18 protein-coding genes are annotated in these 14,451 nt (G+C 47.4%); 9 read left to right on the forward strand and 9 right to left on the reverse strand.

Going from position 1 to position 14,451, the window contains the following annotated elements; translation table 11 throughout:
- Nucleotides 1–80: 80 nt before the first annotated feature.
- Together SVXnc_RS03450 and SVXnc_RS03455 are read right to left on the reverse strand one after the other, a co-directional pair.
- Complete coding sequence (locus SVXnc_RS03450; RefSeq protein ID WP_347721535.1) at nucleotides 81–638, reverse strand: DNA-3-methyladenine glycosylase family protein; 558 nt, start codon at nucleotides 636–638, stop codon at nucleotides 81–83.
- A 37-nt stretch (nucleotides 639–675) separates the two neighbouring features.
- On the reverse strand, nucleotides 676–1,410 hold the full coding sequence (locus tag SVXnc_RS03455; RefSeq protein ID WP_347721536.1) for a ZIP family metal transporter: 735 nt from the start codon (nucleotides 1,408–1,410) through the stop codon (nucleotides 676–678).
- 51 nt (nucleotides 1,411–1,461) lie between these two features.
- On the opposite strand from SVXnc_RS03455, the gene SVXnc_RS03460 reads away from it, so the two are divergent.
- Nucleotides 1,462–1,848, forward strand: coding sequence for a CopG family ribbon-helix-helix protein (locus SVXnc_RS03460; RefSeq protein WP_347721537.1), 387 nt, complete (start codon nucleotides 1,462–1,464; stop codon nucleotides 1,846–1,848).
- Between the two features lie 30 nt (nucleotides 1,849–1,878).
- Here SVXnc_RS03460 and SVXnc_RS03465 read toward each other — a convergent pair whose 3' ends face one another.
- Together SVXnc_RS03465 and SVXnc_RS03470 are read right to left on the reverse strand one after the other, a co-directional pair.
- Complete coding sequence (locus SVXnc_RS03465; RefSeq protein ID WP_347721538.1) at nucleotides 1,879–2,832, reverse strand: hypothetical protein; 954 nt, start codon at nucleotides 2,830–2,832, stop codon at nucleotides 1,879–1,881.
- A gap of 9 nt (nucleotides 2,833–2,841) precedes the next feature.
- A complete protein-coding gene (locus SVXnc_RS03470) occupies nucleotides 2,842–3,960 on the reverse strand; it encodes a transcription initiation factor IIB (protein ID WP_347721539.1) in 1,119 nt (372 codons plus the stop codon).
- A gap of 135 nt (nucleotides 3,961–4,095) precedes the next feature.
- On the opposite strand from SVXnc_RS03470, the gene SVXnc_RS03475 reads away from it, so the two are divergent.
- Nucleotides 4,096–5,127 (forward strand): AI-2E family transporter, encoded by a 1,032-nt coding sequence (locus tag SVXnc_RS03475; protein ID WP_347721540.1) that lies wholly within the window; start codon nucleotides 4,096–4,098, stop codon nucleotides 5,125–5,127.
- On the opposite strand, the gene SVXnc_RS03480 is transcribed toward SVXnc_RS03475, so the two are convergent.
- Complete coding sequence (locus SVXnc_RS03480) at nucleotides 5,108–5,545, reverse strand: NOB1 family endonuclease (protein WP_347721541.1); 438 nt, start codon at nucleotides 5,543–5,545, stop codon at nucleotides 5,108–5,110. The genes SVXnc_RS03475 and SVXnc_RS03480 overlap by 20 nt on opposite strands.
- 80 nt (nucleotides 5,546–5,625) lie before the next feature.
- Here SVXnc_RS03480 and SVXnc_RS03485 point away from each other — a divergent pair, with 80 nt between their 5' ends.
- The 4 genes from SVXnc_RS03485 (at nucleotide 5,626) to SVXnc_RS03500 (ending at nucleotide 8,228) form a co-directional block, all read left to right on the forward strand.
- Nucleotides 5,626–5,829 carry a histone family protein gene (locus tag SVXnc_RS03485; RefSeq protein WP_347722421.1) on the forward strand — a complete coding sequence of 68 codons (204 nt, stop codon included), beginning with the start codon at nucleotides 5,626–5,628 and terminating at the stop codon, nucleotides 5,827–5,829.
- Nucleotides 5,830–5,838: 9 nt separating this feature from the next.
- Nucleotides 5,839–6,222 carry a translation initiation factor IF-5A gene (eif5A, locus tag SVXnc_RS03490; protein ID WP_347721542.1) on the forward strand — a complete coding sequence of 128 codons (384 nt, stop codon included), beginning with the start codon at nucleotides 5,839–5,841 and terminating at the stop codon, nucleotides 6,220–6,222.
- An 88-nt stretch (nucleotides 6,223–6,310) separates the two neighbouring features.
- Nucleotides 6,311–7,657: a CCA tRNA nucleotidyltransferase gene (gene cca, locus SVXnc_RS03495; protein WP_347721543.1), complete on the forward strand. Its 1,347-nt coding sequence runs from the start codon at nucleotides 6,311–6,313 to the stop codon at nucleotides 7,655–7,657.
- A gap of 1 nt (nucleotide 7,658) precedes the next feature.
- Nucleotides 7,659–8,228, forward strand: a complete 570-nt coding sequence (locus SVXnc_RS03500) for an adenylate kinase (protein ID WP_347721544.1) — start codon at nucleotides 7,659–7,661, stop codon at nucleotides 8,226–8,228.
- On the opposite strand, the gene SVXnc_RS03505 is transcribed toward SVXnc_RS03500, so the two are convergent.
- Nucleotides 8,205–8,966: a hypothetical protein gene (locus tag SVXnc_RS03505; RefSeq protein WP_347721545.1), complete on the reverse strand. Its 762-nt coding sequence runs from the start codon at nucleotides 8,964–8,966 to the stop codon at nucleotides 8,205–8,207. The genes SVXnc_RS03500 and SVXnc_RS03505 overlap by 24 nt on opposite strands.
- A gap of 190 nt (nucleotides 8,967–9,156) precedes the next feature.
- On the opposite strand from SVXnc_RS03505, the gene SVXnc_RS03510 reads away from it, so the two are divergent.
- Entirely contained in the window at nucleotides 9,157–9,438 is a 282-nt protein-coding gene (locus tag SVXnc_RS03510) for a hypothetical protein (RefSeq protein WP_347721546.1), read from the forward strand.
- A 97-nt stretch (nucleotides 9,439–9,535) separates the two neighbouring features.
- Here the strand turns inward: SVXnc_RS03510 and SVXnc_RS03515 are convergent, their stop codons facing one another.
- Nucleotides 9,536–11,110, reverse strand: coding sequence for a tRNA uridine(34) 5-carboxymethylaminomethyl modification radical SAM/GNAT enzyme Elp3 (locus tag SVXnc_RS03515; protein ID WP_347721547.1), 1,575 nt, complete (start codon nucleotides 11,108–11,110; stop codon nucleotides 9,536–9,538).
- 51 nt (nucleotides 11,111–11,161) lie between these two features.
- On the opposite strand from SVXnc_RS03515, the gene SVXnc_RS03520 reads away from it, so the two are divergent.
- Together SVXnc_RS03520 and SVXnc_RS03525 are read left to right on the forward strand one after the other, a co-directional pair.
- Nucleotides 11,162–12,028, forward strand: a complete 867-nt coding sequence (locus SVXnc_RS03520) for a S49 family peptidase (RefSeq protein ID WP_347721548.1) — start codon at nucleotides 11,162–11,164, stop codon at nucleotides 12,026–12,028.
- Nucleotide 12,029: 1 nt separating this feature from the next.
- Entirely contained in the window at nucleotides 12,030–12,761 is a 732-nt protein-coding gene (locus tag SVXnc_RS03525) for an alpha/beta hydrolase (protein WP_347721549.1), read from the forward strand.
- 55 nt (nucleotides 12,762–12,816) lie between these two features.
- Here the strand turns inward: SVXnc_RS03525 and SVXnc_RS03530 are convergent, their stop codons facing one another.
- Both SVXnc_RS03530 and SVXnc_RS03535 read right to left on the reverse strand, forming a co-directional pair.
- A complete protein-coding gene (locus tag SVXnc_RS03530; RefSeq protein ID WP_347721550.1) occupies nucleotides 12,817–13,662 on the reverse strand; it encodes a TrmB family transcriptional regulator in 846 nt (281 codons plus the stop codon).
- A gap of 121 nt (nucleotides 13,663–13,783) precedes the next feature.
- A complete protein-coding gene (locus SVXnc_RS03535) occupies nucleotides 13,784–14,425 on the reverse strand; it encodes a nitroreductase family protein (protein ID WP_347721551.1) in 642 nt (213 codons plus the stop codon).
- Nucleotides 14,426–14,451 lie beyond the last annotated feature (26 nt).

The raw sequence follows: 14,451 nt of genomic DNA on the forward strand, positions 1-14,451 counted from the left end.
ACTAGTTTGTCTAGATTGTTCTAAATCCAAATGAAACCTTTGAGAACACTTAGATCAGGATTTCAAGATCTTAAAACATTTCAATCGTTTCTAAATTCCCAAAGATACAGCGAAGCAATAGATCTCTTCGGTCTCCATTCCTCGGCTTTTTCCCTCATTTCTTTCCGGGACTCGATGCCGTAAACTCCAGCCATAGCTCTTCTTATCCCAAGGTCTTCGACGGGAAAAACATCTTCACGGCCTAAAGCAAACATCAGAAACATCTTTGCCGTCCAGTCCCCGATACCGCGTATCTCCGTCATCTCCTCGATAACCTCCTCATCAGACATTTCCCCGAATCTCTCGGCAGTGAGATCGTCCTCGATGAAATGCTCTGCTGCGGACTTCATGTAATCACTCTTCTGGCTCGATAAGCCGACATCGCTCATCCGATCTTCATCGGCTTCAAGAATGCTTTCCGGAGTTAACTCGAAACGGTCGAAAAACCGTTCCTGTATAGCAGCTCCAGCCTCAGTCGAGATCTGCTGGTTGATGATCGAGACCAGGATTCGTTTGAAAGGACACTCACTCTTTTCCAGCGTTTTCTCGCCGTGTTCCTCGTAAAGCTCTTTGATCTCAGAGTCCATCCAGTCGGTCATAGTAGACGTTATAGTTCTGAAATCTTATTTTTCCGACCTACACTGCGGCCTTAAGATACGGTATCAGATACATTATCAAGACGCCCAGTGAGAAGACCGTCAGATGTTCTATCCAGGCCTCATCGTGTTTGAACTGCGGTAAGAGATCGCTGCCGGCGATGTACACGAAGTTTCCTACGACCAGCGGCAAGAGCAGCGGAACGGACTCTCTGGAGAAACTTGATACGCCTACGACCAGTCCGGCGCCGACAAACATGAAGATGCTTATTGCCAGTTGCGCTCCTAGAGCCTTCAAACGGGAGAAACCGCCGTTTACCATGACTCCGAAGTCCCCAAGCTCCTTTGGGACCTTGTGAGCTATAATAGCTACCGTGGCCGCTATTCCCGCAGACGTAGATGCCAGAAAACTGGTTGCAATCAGAACACCGTCTAAAACGTTGTGGAATGAGTCTCCGACCGCAAGAACATACGGCAAAGCATCTTCGTGAGACTCTCCATGATGACAGTGCCAGTGAACCAGTCTCTCAAGTACGAAGGAACCTCCCATCCCGGCAAGGATCAAAAGACCTGTTATTCTGCCGTAAGAAAACTTATTTGACAGCCTGAAAATCAGGTGGATGAAGACCCCGCCGAAGATCGAGCCGGCTGAAAGAGAGATCATGTAAGGCATCATCTTCTCGAAGTTTTCCTTTGAAGTATAGAGGAACGAGGCTCCGAGCGCGGAGAAAAGAGAGGTAACGATCAGACTTAGTAGTATTGTTTGCTGGACCATGACCGGAAAGAAGATTATTAACTATTTATAGAATGTTATTAATTCTGGTTTATGGGAATAATAAGTCTCTCACTGGACGAGACCTCGGAAGAAAAGATAGATGAACTACAAAGAATGGGAAGCTTCAACGGCCGAAGCGAGCTAATCCGGACCGCCGTAGCCAACCTACACCGGGACATGAAACTACGGGAAAAACTCGAAGGAAAGCTTAACGCAGTCATCGTCGTAAAACACCCGCACAGCAAAGAACACGATGTAGCCCACACCTTCCACGAATACGATGAAATCCTGAACACTCAGTTACACAGCAAACTCGATGAAGGAAAATGCCTGGAAGTTCTACATACAGAAGGCTCCGCTAATAGGATTATGGAGTTATTCAACGAGTTAGAAGGCAGTAAGCATACCGAGCACGTTGAGATACTGCCTCAGAATTGATCGAGATAATAAACTATCTAGATCAACCAATTAAGGCACAAGGCCTCTCCGTTTTGGTTTAATAGTGCTTCGTAGACCTACCTTCATTAAAGTCTCAAGCTCTTTCAGATATTCCTGGTTTTTGTCGTATTCAATCAGGCTTATATCTCGCCTTTCCGCCAGAGGCTTGTACTCATCCAGCTTCTCCTCTTCCAAGTCCTTTACCAACACTATACAATCAACCCCAAGAATCTCAGACTTATCATTCGGCCCTCTAATTACGTCTTCCTTACTTAGATCAGCATCCTCATGACTGGCATCTTTAACAGCAACCAAAATCTGGTCCTTAGGGCTAAGATTGACCAAGATGTCGTACTCAAAGCTCTCTTGTCTGTTTTCTTCCTCACCAAATCGTAAGTGGATATTAGTGTCGAGACAAGACGTAAGATTCGTTTTTATTTCTTCGTAGACTTCTTCTTCGAAATCATTCTTGGCTTCTTCGCGCTCAATCAACTCAGCATCAAAACTCTCAGTGATTTTCTGAGCTAGCTCATCTTGCCTTTCTAGCCCCTGAATATTCAAACCGAAGTCCTTCACGAACTGTTTTACTTCTTCCAATTTTTCCTCAAAGCTTGAAACCACGTCTTCAATCTCATCTTCGGACTCTGAGAGTATATAAAGAAATCCAGGACTGTTTCCCGGTATAATGATCATATTTGAATTACTAATCAGTACCGTTGAGGTTCTAATGGGTATGGCATTTGGCTTAACATCTTCAACAATACCAGACGCAATCTCGGGCAATTCCTGAAAAACCTCGTCAACAGCCTCTAACCACTCATCAGCGATTTTCTCTTGGTCTATTATTTCAAAGCCCTCTCCCACCAGTTTATCTAAAACATAATTGTATGTATCAGGCCAATTGGATTGAATTTCGCTGGAGCCAATATCTAGACCCTTCGCATCTCCCTCGACGCTAATCCTTACTGGCTCTATCCTCTCCACTAAAACCACCTAATTAGATTTCTCTTCTAGCTCTTCTTCGAGGCCAAGCTTTTCAGCGAGTTCTTTGTAACGGTTTCTGATCGTTACTTCTGTCACACCGACTACGTCGGCGACTTCTCTCTGTGTTCGTTTTTCGCCTTCGATTACTGCGGCGATGTAGAGTGCTGCTGCGGCGAGTCCTGTCGGCCCTTTACCGGATAGAAGGTCTCGTTCACGTGCTTCCTTGAGAATCTGTCGTGCGCGTGCCTGGACTTCTCCGCTTAACTGGAGTTTCCCTGCGAATCTTGGCACGTAGTCCTGTGGTTTGGCCGGTAGGATTCTTAGTCCAAGTTCTCTTGCCACGTATCTGTATGCTCGTCCGATCTCTCGTTTCTCGATTCCGGATGCATCGGAAATTTCATCCAGTGTTCTTGGTGTTCCCTGTTTACGGGCTACAATGTATAGTAGTGCTGAGATGATTGATTCCATTGAGCGTCCGCGGACTAGTCCCTGGTCGACTGCTTTCTCGTATAGTCGGGCGACTTCCTCGTGAACTGATTCCGGTAGGTTGAGGTTGGAAATCATCGAGTTGAGTTCGCTTAGTGCGAATCCAAGGTTCCGGTCCTTTGACTTTGTCAGTCTCTTGTGCCATTTTCTCAAACGGTAGTACTGTGCGCGTTTGTTTCCACTGACTTTGTAGAGTTCTCCACTTCCTTTTCCGATCTCGGTGGAGACTCCCATGTCGTGTTTAGTATATGTTAGTGGCTGTCCTGCTCGTGCTTTTTTCTCACGTTCTTCTTTGTTGAAGGCTCTCCATTCTGCGGATTCGTCGATTCTGTTTTCATCAATTACAAGCCCACAGTCTACACAGATTAGCTGTCCTTCGGCGCTGTCTTCCTCGAAACGCTGTGCGCCACACTCTGGACAGGTTAAAACTGTGTCTCCTTCTTCTGCTTCTTCCTGCTTGATCTCGTAGCCTTCTCCGTCTGTAACAGACTCTGGTGCTTCCTGAGCTTCGCCTTCCTGACTCTCTGGAGTCTCTGATTCGTTATTATCTTCTTCATCCTCTTGCCAGCTGTCCGGCACTTGGTAGCTGTCGAATTCTCGTCTTGGAACGTTCTGGTCTGATACAGTATCTTTGTCTGACATAGAAAGTTTTACCTCTGAGTTACACCTTTGAAACAATGGAGAACTTTTATAAACCTTTTCCCTCGTGAGTTTACAGGGAAGTGACAACATAGCCTAGGCAGAAGTTATAAAGGACGTTAGGTGGAATTTAGAAACATGAGCGGGGGAGGACTTAGATTCAAGAGAGAGACTCTGGGAGTCGCCATGCTTCTGTGTCTCGGAAGCCTCTACATACTTTACCCGTTCCTTGATGCGGTTGTACTCGCTATCGCAACATCATACATTCTGCGGTTCGCACACAACCGGATGAACAACAAGATCGACAACAACTTCCTATCCTCCCTAATAATAATAACAGCAGTTCTGGGAATAATATCGGCCGGTCTTTACACATTCATTAACAACTTCACAATGCTTCTAAGCGCTTTAAACTCTCTTACAGGTTCATTCGAACAACTGGTCGTCAATTTCATCGAGCTGATCGATCTTCCAGCACGTTTCCGGCAGAACACGGAAAGCTTGATCAACACTCTTTCAGTTTACCTGAACGCACGGCTTAGAAATATTTTCGAAGGCGTACCAGGCCTCTTAATACACCTAGGTATCTATGCGGTAACATCCATCTACCTGTACAAGGACGGAGGGAAGATCGAAGACAAGATGATGGAGATCATCGAGAACCTCCCGGAAGAAGAGCGGAAGATCTCAACCTCACTTGTCGAGTCCATAAACTATATTTTCAAGGGCGTGTTCGTAACACAGTTCCTCGTAGCCACAATACTGGGAATTATAGCAGGACTCGGATTCTACGCAATTTCAATGATATCAGCCTCCCCAATCCCACTAATCCCGATCTGGGCCGGGCTGATAGCAATCACAGCATTGCTTCCACTTATCGCAAACTTCATGGTCTACGGACCGCTCGGCGGATACTACCTGCTTACAGGAGACCCGGTGAAAGGAAGTCTAATCCTGTTTTTCGGATTCGCAATCCTTCAGATAATGCCAGAAGTCTTCCTAAGACCTTACATCGGCTCCAAGCACATGAACGAACACCCACTGATCATATTCATGGGATTCCTCGCAGGACCGCTTACACTCGGACTCAAAGGAGTAGTGCTAGGACCTCTGATCCTTATCCTGACAAAGGAGTTTGTCAGAGATTATGCTACACTAGTCTCGAAGTAGATTTCTGCCCGCAACGATCACAGCGACCAGCAACCTTTCTACCGCAGTTAGGACAGTATTCCTCCCAGCGTTTTTTCTCATCGATCCCATCAGTCATGTAAGCCTCGAACTCAACTTCTAGATGAAGCGCCAGGTTCTGTAAAGCTTTATCATCAGTTACAATCGCCTGTTTTACATCTAAAGCAAGTGCCAGAAGTTTTTCATCAATCTTGGAGGTCGGAGAGTTTAACTCCTCGGATTTTTCCCGAACCTTCTCGATACTTTCCTCCGAGGGATTCATGACAGATACGTCGGCAAAATCAAATTTTCTGCGAGCTGAATCTGATTCCAGTTCATCCATTACCTCTGGAACTGTTAGAGCGCTGTCGAAAGGCGTTCTCTTCCCTCTGATGAATACATTTGCGTCGGCTACGGGCATAATATCATGTGAGGCTGTAAACGTGATAAAACGGTCGGAGGACAGGCTGGTTATTAAAGATTACATGGCAATCTTTAGATATTACTATGAGTCTTCCAAACGCACCAGTCGAAAGAATAATCAGAAAAGCAGGAGCAGAAAGAGTATCAGAGAGCGCAGTAGAAGAGCTAAAGCAGGCTCTAGAAGAAGCTGCCGAAGAGATCTCCCAAGAAGCATCCAAAATGGCAGATCACGCAGGCAGGAACACTGTCACACGTGAAGACATCGAAATCTCAACCCAGTAGGTGTATCACGTGGCACATCAAACACAGGCCTCCGGCCTATCCAGCGGAAACTACGTAATGATCGACGGCGAGCCATGTGAAGTTCGCTCGGTCTCAATGTCCAGCCCAGGAAAGCACGGAAGCGCAAAGGCAAAGATCAAGGCACGCGGAATCTTCGACCAGAAGGACCGACACCTAACAAAGCCTGGCGACTCCATGATGATGCAGCCTGACGTCGACAAGAAGGAAGGACAGATCGTATCCCGTGAAGGAACGATCGCACAGGTAATGGACATGGATACATACGAAACGGAAGAGATGGAGCTTCCAGAAGATCTGAGCGCCGGTGAAGGCGACCAGATCAAGTACTGGGTAATCGACGACCGAGTACTAGTCAAAGGCCTGAAAAACTAAGGCCCTCTCCACATTTCCCATTTTTTCGTTTAACTTCGAACTTTGAATTCTTCCAAAGCTTTAATCGCTAACCTACGAACTCTTCTACATGAACTGGAAACGTCTCAGAACCAAGGTCCTCGAACAGTATGGACCGACAGATGAAGAAATCAGCGAGCTGCGCAAACATTACGAGAAGGTATCGGATATAATTGAATCGAAGTACGGGCTTGAAACCCATTTTGCCGGCTCAGCTTCCCGAGAGACGTGTATGACAGGAGACAACGACATCGATGTCTTTGTTCTATTCCCATCCAAGACCTCGGAAGAGGAGTTAAAGGAAAAAGGCCTAGAGATAGGTAAAAAGGTTTTTGAGGAGTTAAACGGCGAACACCATATCGAGTACGCCGAACATCCTTACACCAAGGGCGAGATCAACGGGTTAGAGGTCGAGATCGTTCCATGTTTCGATGTTGAAGCAACCGATATTCGTTCGAGCGTGGACCGGACACCGCATCACTCACGTTGGGTTCAAAATAATCTGGATGAAAAACAGCGGGAAGACGTTGTGATACTGAAAGCGTTTTTGACCTGTGCGGGGCTTTACGGCTCTTCATTGAAGGTTGAAGGTTTTTCCGGTTACTCCTGTGAGATTCTTATCGCGGAGTTCGGCAGCTTCCAGGAGCTGATGGAAGAGGCCAAAGACTGGAACGGCGATACAGTGATCGATCCGGAAAACCACCACGAGAAGCTACCGGAGTCCCTGGAAAACAAGTTCTCAGGCGATAGCTTGAAGATTATTGATCCGGTTGACCCGGAGAGAAACGTTACCTCTGTTCTTTCCACGGAAAACTACGCGAAGTTTATCTACAGCTGCTGGCGGATGAGCGAGGAGCCAGGAATGGACTTTTTCACGGTTGAAGAGACCGATGTCACCGAGTTCGAGATCAGCCAGGAACTGGAAAAACACGGAGACTTCCTGGTAATGGAGTTCGATACGGTAGATGAGGTTGAAGACATTGTCTACCCTCAAATGCGGAAGAGTATGAGAGCTTTGAACGCGGAGTTCCGAAGACATGATTTCCGAGTCTACAATTCAGGGTTTTTCGTAGGAGAAGACAGGATCAAGATATTTTTCGAGGTTGAGATGGACCTGCCGGAGATCAAATACGTTGAAGGCCCGAAGGTGTACCATAACTTCAAGCATATGAGCCAGTTCCAATCGAAGTATGAAAACACGTTTATCAAAGGCGAGAGAATCTATGCGAAGACTGAAAGAGAGTTTTCCGATGCCAAGCGACTGTTGAAAGCGAAGATGGAAAAAGCCCGGAAGCTGGGCGTACCGGAAAGGATCGCAGATGAGTTAAACGAGTTTAGATTCACCGAGCCAACCGATGGGTCGGACGAATGGTTGAAATACCTGGCGGAGAAGCTCTACATTACAGGAGATCAATAAAATGGGAGAAGTAAACATCGTAACCGGACTATCAGGAGTAGGAAAAGGAACAGTGCTGGAAGAGGCAATGCTTCTAGCGGACAAAGACTACGAGCTGATCAACTACGGCGATAGGATGCTAGAGATCGCGAAAGAACGCGAGTTAGTTGAATCACGTGACGAGATGAAGAAAATCGGCACAGAGACCTACAGAGAGATCCAGAAAGAGGCAGCTGAATCAATCTTCGAGGACGCTGAGGAAAAAGACGTTATCGTCGATACTCACGCAGCGATTTACACGCCTCACGGATACATCCCGGGGCTTCCAAAGTGGAGCATCGAGAAACTTGAACCTTCAAAGATAATCATGATAGATGCGGACTCCGAGGCGATCTGGAACCGTGTTAAAGACGATGAAGGTAGAAGTAGAGAGCATGAATCCATAGAACACATAACAGAGTACAGACGGATCGCAAGAGAGATGGCTGCCAGCGGATGCGTTCTAACAGGAGCCTATCTAAAGGTCCTGGAAAACGCCGATGGGCAGGCAGAAAAGGCCGCAGAAGAGCTAGTCAAGACCCTGCGAGCCTAGATAATACTCCGGGCCAAGTGTAAACACATAGGTGTTTACCAGCCCGGAAACCATTCTACTTACTATAAATCCTACGTAACCAAGCGTCTCCAGCCGTCCTGTAAAGTAAAAGGCAGGTGCGAGCAAGACAAGGGAGAAAACCATCATCATGCCTACATCCCGCGAGTTCTCCGACGAGAAGCTAGATGAGTCTCTGAGAGCTTTTTTCCACGAATCTTTCTCGAAGAGAGACACGGGCAGGAAATACAGATAGAATCCAGAAGCCATTACGAGTATAAAAGATATTAACAAGCCTGCTGCCAGAAAGACGATTCGCTGAGTCATGTAATAAGCGACAAAGCCGAGTACTGCTATCATATAGACTGTGATCATGAAAACCACCAGGCCGATCACAGAAACCAGTATATCAGATACTTTACCGGCTGTAGCGTACGCTCCTTGCTTCAGTAGAGCCAGATCGCTGTAGCGTTCTCTCATCTCAACCATGGACGATACCATGACCGATGCGGACAGTCCGACAAAAAGCAAGATAACTGTAGATACCAGAATCACTGGTAAAACCATTAGAGAAGTTTCCGGTGTCTTGACTGCGTCAAACACCGCTACAAACCAGAGTGCGCCGAGAAATGTCGATACCAGTTTAGGGAAAAACAGTACAGGATTGTGTTTTAATGCGTTCAGACTGCCGGCTAAAACCGAGCTTAGACCGCTGTCTTTCGAAACCTTAATATTATTCACCTTACTGTTGAGGTATAGAAGCCCAAGGATAAAAGAGGAGCGTTCGAGGCAGGTTCAGTTCAGAGGCAATCATTTCCCCGAGATAATTCTATCCGAAAGCAAGTATAGCGAGTCATTTGTGCGTCTAAGTTGCTGTACGACAAGCAAAATGGTCGAAAGGTTAATAAGGCGGCATACACATTGTTTTACTATGGCGAGCATGTGGGACATCGGAAAAAGTTCCAAGGAGAAGCTCGCGGATTCCTGGGAAGACGAAGGAGTTCTAGAGGAGAAGGTAGAAAAGCACAGAGACAAGTTCGAGGATGAATTCAAGAACAACATGAACAAGGAAGTTCCAACACATCCTTACAAGATCTACCGTAATATCGTAGAGAACAAAGAGCTAGACGACGAAGAAAGAATCGCTCTTGAACAGATGAAAGACGAGTTCTCTGAAGAATGGCAGAGACTCAAGCAGACACACTCCAACTAGTCTTTACACCCAAGCGGATCGGCGAGTCAAACCCCGGGGAGGGGAGACCCGCTGTATTTTTCTTTTTCTACATCAAAAACATTATCCGACCACAGGCTCACTCCAGCTCTTTAACCATGTAAGCACCTTCAAGTTCGTAGCCAAGCTTCCTGTAGTACTCTCTGGTTCCTACCGCTGAAATAACCGCGACCCTATCTCTTCCCAGATCACGTGCTTTCTCCTCGGCCTTTTCCATCAACTGCTTGCCGTATCCTTTGTGCTGAGTGTCCTTTCCTTCGGTTCCGATATCGGTAGAGCTTCCAAGCACCTTCAGCTGGCGGACAATCAAGGTATCATCGTCGATCTCATCACGGAACGACTGGGTTGGCGCTCTCGCCCTCAAAAACCCTAGGATAATATCCTGATCGACGTCCTCAAAGGAGTAAAAGTACTCGTGACCGCCGCTTGCCGCATAATCTCTTTCCAGTAGCTCGACGTCTTTCGGTTCGAGACCTAGCTTGTGTTTTACATGTCCGACCTCCCGACAGCGAATACATCTACACCGGATGCCTTCCTCGGCAAGCTCCTGTAAAGCCATCTGACGCATGTTTGTCAGCGCCGGTCCCGCATCGACTTCAGTTGAAGGAATATCACGCATAACTCGTTTGACGCGGACATGTGGCGGTAAAACGTCTTTCTGTATCTTTTTCAAACGCTCTTTGGCTTCCTCGCTTGTGATCGGATCGAACTCTCCGTTTTCATACCGGCGGTAAAGCTCTGTTCCCTGGATAACCTCGCATGGATAGATCTTGACTTCATCCGGCTGGAACTGTTCTTTGTTGAAAGCCTGGCGGAACTTCTCGATATCGTCCTCGAAGTCCTCTCCCGGCAAACCAAGCATCAGGTGATAACAAACCTTGAAACCTGCGTTTTTCAACTTTCTAGTGGCTTCTATGACTTTATCCATTCCATGACCGCGGTTGGTGCGCTCGTGTGTCTCCTCGAAGACGGTCTGAACTCCCATCTCTACACGGGTTCCTCCCATCTCGAGTATACGGTCGATGTGTTCGGTCTCACAGATGTCCGGTCTGGTCTCGAAGGTTACACCGACGTTCCGGACCTTCGCAGTCTCGTTCTGTTTGATAGCTTCCTCCAGTGTATCGCTTTCTGTTCCGTCCCCATAGGTGTTGAATCCGTCGAATGCTCGTTTGACGAACTCTTTCTGATAGTCCGGGTCCTGGAACGGGAAGGTTCCTCCCATTACAATTAACTTGGATTTATCGATGCTGTGACCGTTTTTCTCGTACTGACCAAGCCTGTCGCTGACCTGATCGAAGGGGTCGTACTTGTTTCTGATCGCTCTACGTGTCGCTGGCTCCTTGCCGGTGTAGCTCTGTGGAGCGCCCTCTCCTTTAGGGCAGTAAACACATCCTCCGCCACAGGGCGCTGGACGTGCCATGATCGCAATGTTGGCGATTCCGGAGATCGAACGGGTTGGCTTGGTCTTGAGAAGCTCCTTTGCCTGTTCCTCTTCGTCGTCTAGAAACTCCCTGATGTCCGAGTTCTTCGGCATTCCCTGGAAGCTCATCTCACGGCAAAGCTCTTTTTTCCGTTTTTCTATACCGTCCTTTGATTCGATTTCTCCGGATTCAATCTCTTCAATTATCTTACGTGAAAGTTTTTCGAGTGACACATGTTCAAGACTACTGGAAGAGTTAAAAAGAAGATCGAAACGTGTATCAATATGGATAAACAACTTCTAGCGGTAGCCGGAGCAGTACTCGCAGTAACCGCCATAGTAGTTTTAGGCACCACATCGGCGGAAAACATCGATTTTAACCCTCAGAAAGGCGAGGCAGTGATTGTGCCTCTTTCCGGGACGATAAGCCCGGAAGCCTCCAGCGGTCTCGGATCCGCTACCGGCATCACCCCGAAGTCGGTCAGAAACCTAAATGAAAGGGCTATGAGCGAGAATCCTGATGCTATAATATATGAGATAAACTCTGGCGGTGGCGCTGTAGTCGCATCGAAAGAAGTGAAACGGGAAATTGAATCAGTCAACACCACAACGGTCTGTCGTTTCCGGGATCTATCGGCTTCCGGAGGATACCTGATCGCACTGGGATGTGATGAGGTTGTCGCGGACTCAGCCACTTTAACAGGAAGCATCGGTGTAAGAAGCAGCTACCTACAGTTCAGCGGCTTGCTTGAAAGGTACGGCGTAAAATACGTCAACATCTCCTCCGGCGAGTACAAGGAGATCGGATCGCCTTACTCGAACATCACGGAAGAGGAAAAAGACGTTCTAACCTCAAAAGTCGAGGCAATCAGAGAAGAGTTCCTCAACACCGTCGTGGAAAACCGTAACCTATCCGAACCTCAAATCGAGGAAGTCGGGACAGGTGAACCGATCCTAGGCGAACGCGCGAAGAGACTGGGACTTGTAGACGAACTAGGTGGAAGAGCTACCGCAGTACAAGTAGCTGAGAATCTGACGGAAAAGCAGCTTTCCACAGAAGTACTTGAGACAGGCCCAAGCTTCTCGCTTGGATCACTGTTTTTCGGATCACTTGGAATGGAAAACCAGGCGCCGCTGAGAGCAGAGTACTAGCATGGAGACCGTTAGGTTCGAAAACGGATACGGGCTGACGCTAGCCGGAGACTACTGGAAGGCCAAGTCCCGTAAAGGCATAGTTATGGCCCACGGTTTCTCACAAGATAGAAAGTACAGAGGCCGGTTTGAAACCCTGGCTGAAAAGTTCAACGAGGCCGGTTTCAACGTCTTAACCTTCGATTTTTCAGGCTGCGGAGAAAGCGAGAGGACAGCGATAACTGCCGAAAAACAGGTTCAGGATCTCGAAGCAGCTATAGAATATATGAAAAGCAGAGGAGCGGAGAACATAGGTTTGTTCGGCCACAGTCTCGGCGGCTACATCGCACTTAGAAACCACAACGAAGTTGATGCCTTGGTTCTAACAGCTCCGGTAACTTACGGCATCGATCTCCCACCTAACAGGATCTGGGAGCTTTCAATCAACTTGTTTGGAAAGCTACCTAGCTGGAGCTACCTGAAGAGAAGCAAAAAGCTGATGTGGATCGGCGCAGACATAGTGAAGGAAATGAGAGCTGTGAACCAGAAAAAACTGCTTTCAGAAATCAAATGCTCTGTTCTAATCATCCAGGGCGATGAAGACCCTGTTATATCAATGGAAAAGTCCAAGGACGCTGTAAATATCCTGGAATCCGCAGATCTGGAAGTTGTTGAAGGACTAAACCATGATTACGGCGAACACATCGATGTAATTGGTAGTTCCGCGGTAAGTTTCTTCGAGGAAAAACTGTAAAGACACGTGATATGTTGCGGCCCGCTATCGGGGGCCGCCTGGTAAAATAACTAACTTACTTTTCCGGCCTTTCCGGCTTGTTGTTTTCTGGATCTTCTGAGTGATGCCAGAGCATGTCGAATACAGGCTCCATGGTCTCCTTGCTCATGTGGTCGCTACGTGTCCAGAACGCAGTGTCCTGTGTGGAGTGTACTTCATCGTGTGTCATCGACATTGTCATATCGTCGTCGACGATTGCGAAACGTCCGTTCGGAATCTTGAACTCGCCAGTCTCCTGTAGATGTCTTACTTCCGCGAACTCCTTTGCGTTGCTGAAAGAAGACCTGTTTGAATCAGTTACCGGCGCTAGGATCTGTACGTTAACTCCATCGGCTTTCGCTTCTTTTAGAAGATCTGCGTGGTTCTCAACTAAGTCGTTGAGTCCTTCTTCTGTAGTTGCGATCTTGATGGCGGATTCAGCTTTTTGGAACATTGTTCCCATGTGCTGGTTGATCTGGTGGCTTCCCTTGAGAGAACCGGACATTTCCGAAGGCTCTACAAGTTCTACGCCTTGATCGTACAGCTCTTCAAGCTCCTGAACTGCTTCGGATGACTTGAATCCTTCAAGCTTGTTGAGCTTGTCCTGAAGCTCCTGCTTGTGCTGTTTCTTTATGTTCTCAATCGCTTCGTTAGGCGGTATTGAGACGTATTCCATAGGTTTAGATGACTTTATTACAACAAATCCTTTCTCAGCTAGAGACTCTAAGACGTCGTATGCGCGGGAACGCGGAACATTTGTCATCTCTGACAGTTCGCCGGCTGTGGAAACTCCACGACCGAGTAGAGCCGCGTAAATCTTTCGCTCATACATGTTCAAGCCGATATCTTCCAGCTTGTCCAAAGTCTCTTGACTTGCAACCATTTTTTTACTCACCTTCTGTTAAACCCTTCATTAATGGCAGTTATAAACCTTTATCCGGTTTCACGCCCGATTTAACAGCCGAGTTACCATCATGAAGTAAACATACATTTGCTAAGAAGATTTATATAAGGTCGGACAACCTTTCCTTCAGCTTCCAGTAGAATCTTTTAGTCTTCTTAGAGGCTATCTCTGTGTTTTCATGGAGACCTTCCCATTCGAGTCCGTCAAAGACGCTTCCTACCTGGTTGTCGTACTTTTCGTAAAAAACAACTTCATTCATTCCGAAACGATGGTCCGGTTCAACCTCCGAACGCGGATAACAAAGCCCGATTATACCCATCGGCTCTACGTTTTCCGGGATGCCGAAACCGGTTTTCACAGCCATCTGATCGAAGCCCGTTACCCAGCAGCTGCTTAAGCCTTCTTCCTTTGCGACCATTCTCATTCCCTGGACTGCTGAAGCTGCCTCAGCGTTACAGGCATCGTGGAACTCATCGCCGATTCTCCTGCGCATCCGCGCAGTATCTGCCAGTACGATCACCGCCACAGGCGCCTCTTCTAACCGTGGGTCGCCTGATGCTTCCGCTAACTTGGCCCGTGATTCCTCTTCCTCTATTACAATAAACTCCAGTGACTGGACGTTTCCAGGCGAAGGAGCGTGTCTGCCGGCCTCTAGTATTTTTCCTACCTTCTTTCTTTCGACCGGTTTGTCATCGGCTGAACGGAACGAGCCTAGATTTCTAACTGCGTCAAATACGTTCACAGCTGTTACTTGGAGTTCAGCGTTTA

Origin of the sequence: Candidatus Nanohalococcus occultus, from assembly GCF_029207735.1 — an archaeon.
Lineage (GTDB): Archaea > Nanohalarchaeota > Nanosalinia > Nanosalinales > Nanosalinaceae > Nanohalococcus > Nanohalococcus occultus.

Coding starts and splice junctions, on each gene's coding strand:
- SVXnc_RS03450 (WP_347721535.1), bottom strand. CDS start 638: ATGACCGACTGGATGGACTCTGAGATCAAAGAGCTTTACGAGGAACAC.
- SVXnc_RS03455 (WP_347721536.1), bottom strand. CDS start 1,410: ATGGTCCAGCAAACAATACTACTAAGTCTGATCGTTACCTCTCTTTTC.
- SVXnc_RS03460 (WP_347721537.1), top strand. CDS start 1,462: ATGGGAATAATAAGTCTCTCACTGGACGAGACCTCGGAAGAAAAGATA.
- SVXnc_RS03470 (WP_347721539.1), bottom strand. CDS start 3,960: ATGTCAGACAAAGATACTGTATCAGACCAGAACGTTCCAAGACGAGAA.
- SVXnc_RS03475 (WP_347721540.1), top strand. CDS start 4,096: ATGAGCGGGGGAGGACTTAGATTCAAGAGAGAGACTCTGGGAGTCGCC.
- SVXnc_RS03480 (WP_347721541.1), bottom strand. CDS start 5,545: ATGCCCGTAGCCGACGCAAATGTATTCATCAGAGGGAAGAGAACGCCT.
- cca (WP_347721543.1), top strand. CDS start 6,311: ATGAACTGGAAACGTCTCAGAACCAAGGTCCTCGAACAGTATGGACCG.
- SVXnc_RS03500 (WP_347721544.1), top strand. CDS start 7,659: ATGGGAGAAGTAAACATCGTAACCGGACTATCAGGAGTAGGAAAAGGA.
- SVXnc_RS03510 (WP_347721546.1), top strand. CDS start 9,157: ATGGCGAGCATGTGGGACATCGGAAAAAGTTCCAAGGAGAAGCTCGCG.
- SVXnc_RS03520 (WP_347721548.1), top strand. CDS start 11,162: ATGGATAAACAACTTCTAGCGGTAGCCGGAGCAGTACTCGCAGTAACC.
- SVXnc_RS03525 (WP_347721549.1), top strand. CDS start 12,030: ATGGAGACCGTTAGGTTCGAAAACGGATACGGGCTGACGCTAGCCGGA.
- SVXnc_RS03530 (WP_347721550.1), bottom strand. CDS start 13,662: ATGGTTGCAAGTCAAGAGACTTTGGACAAGCTGGAAGATATCGGCTTG.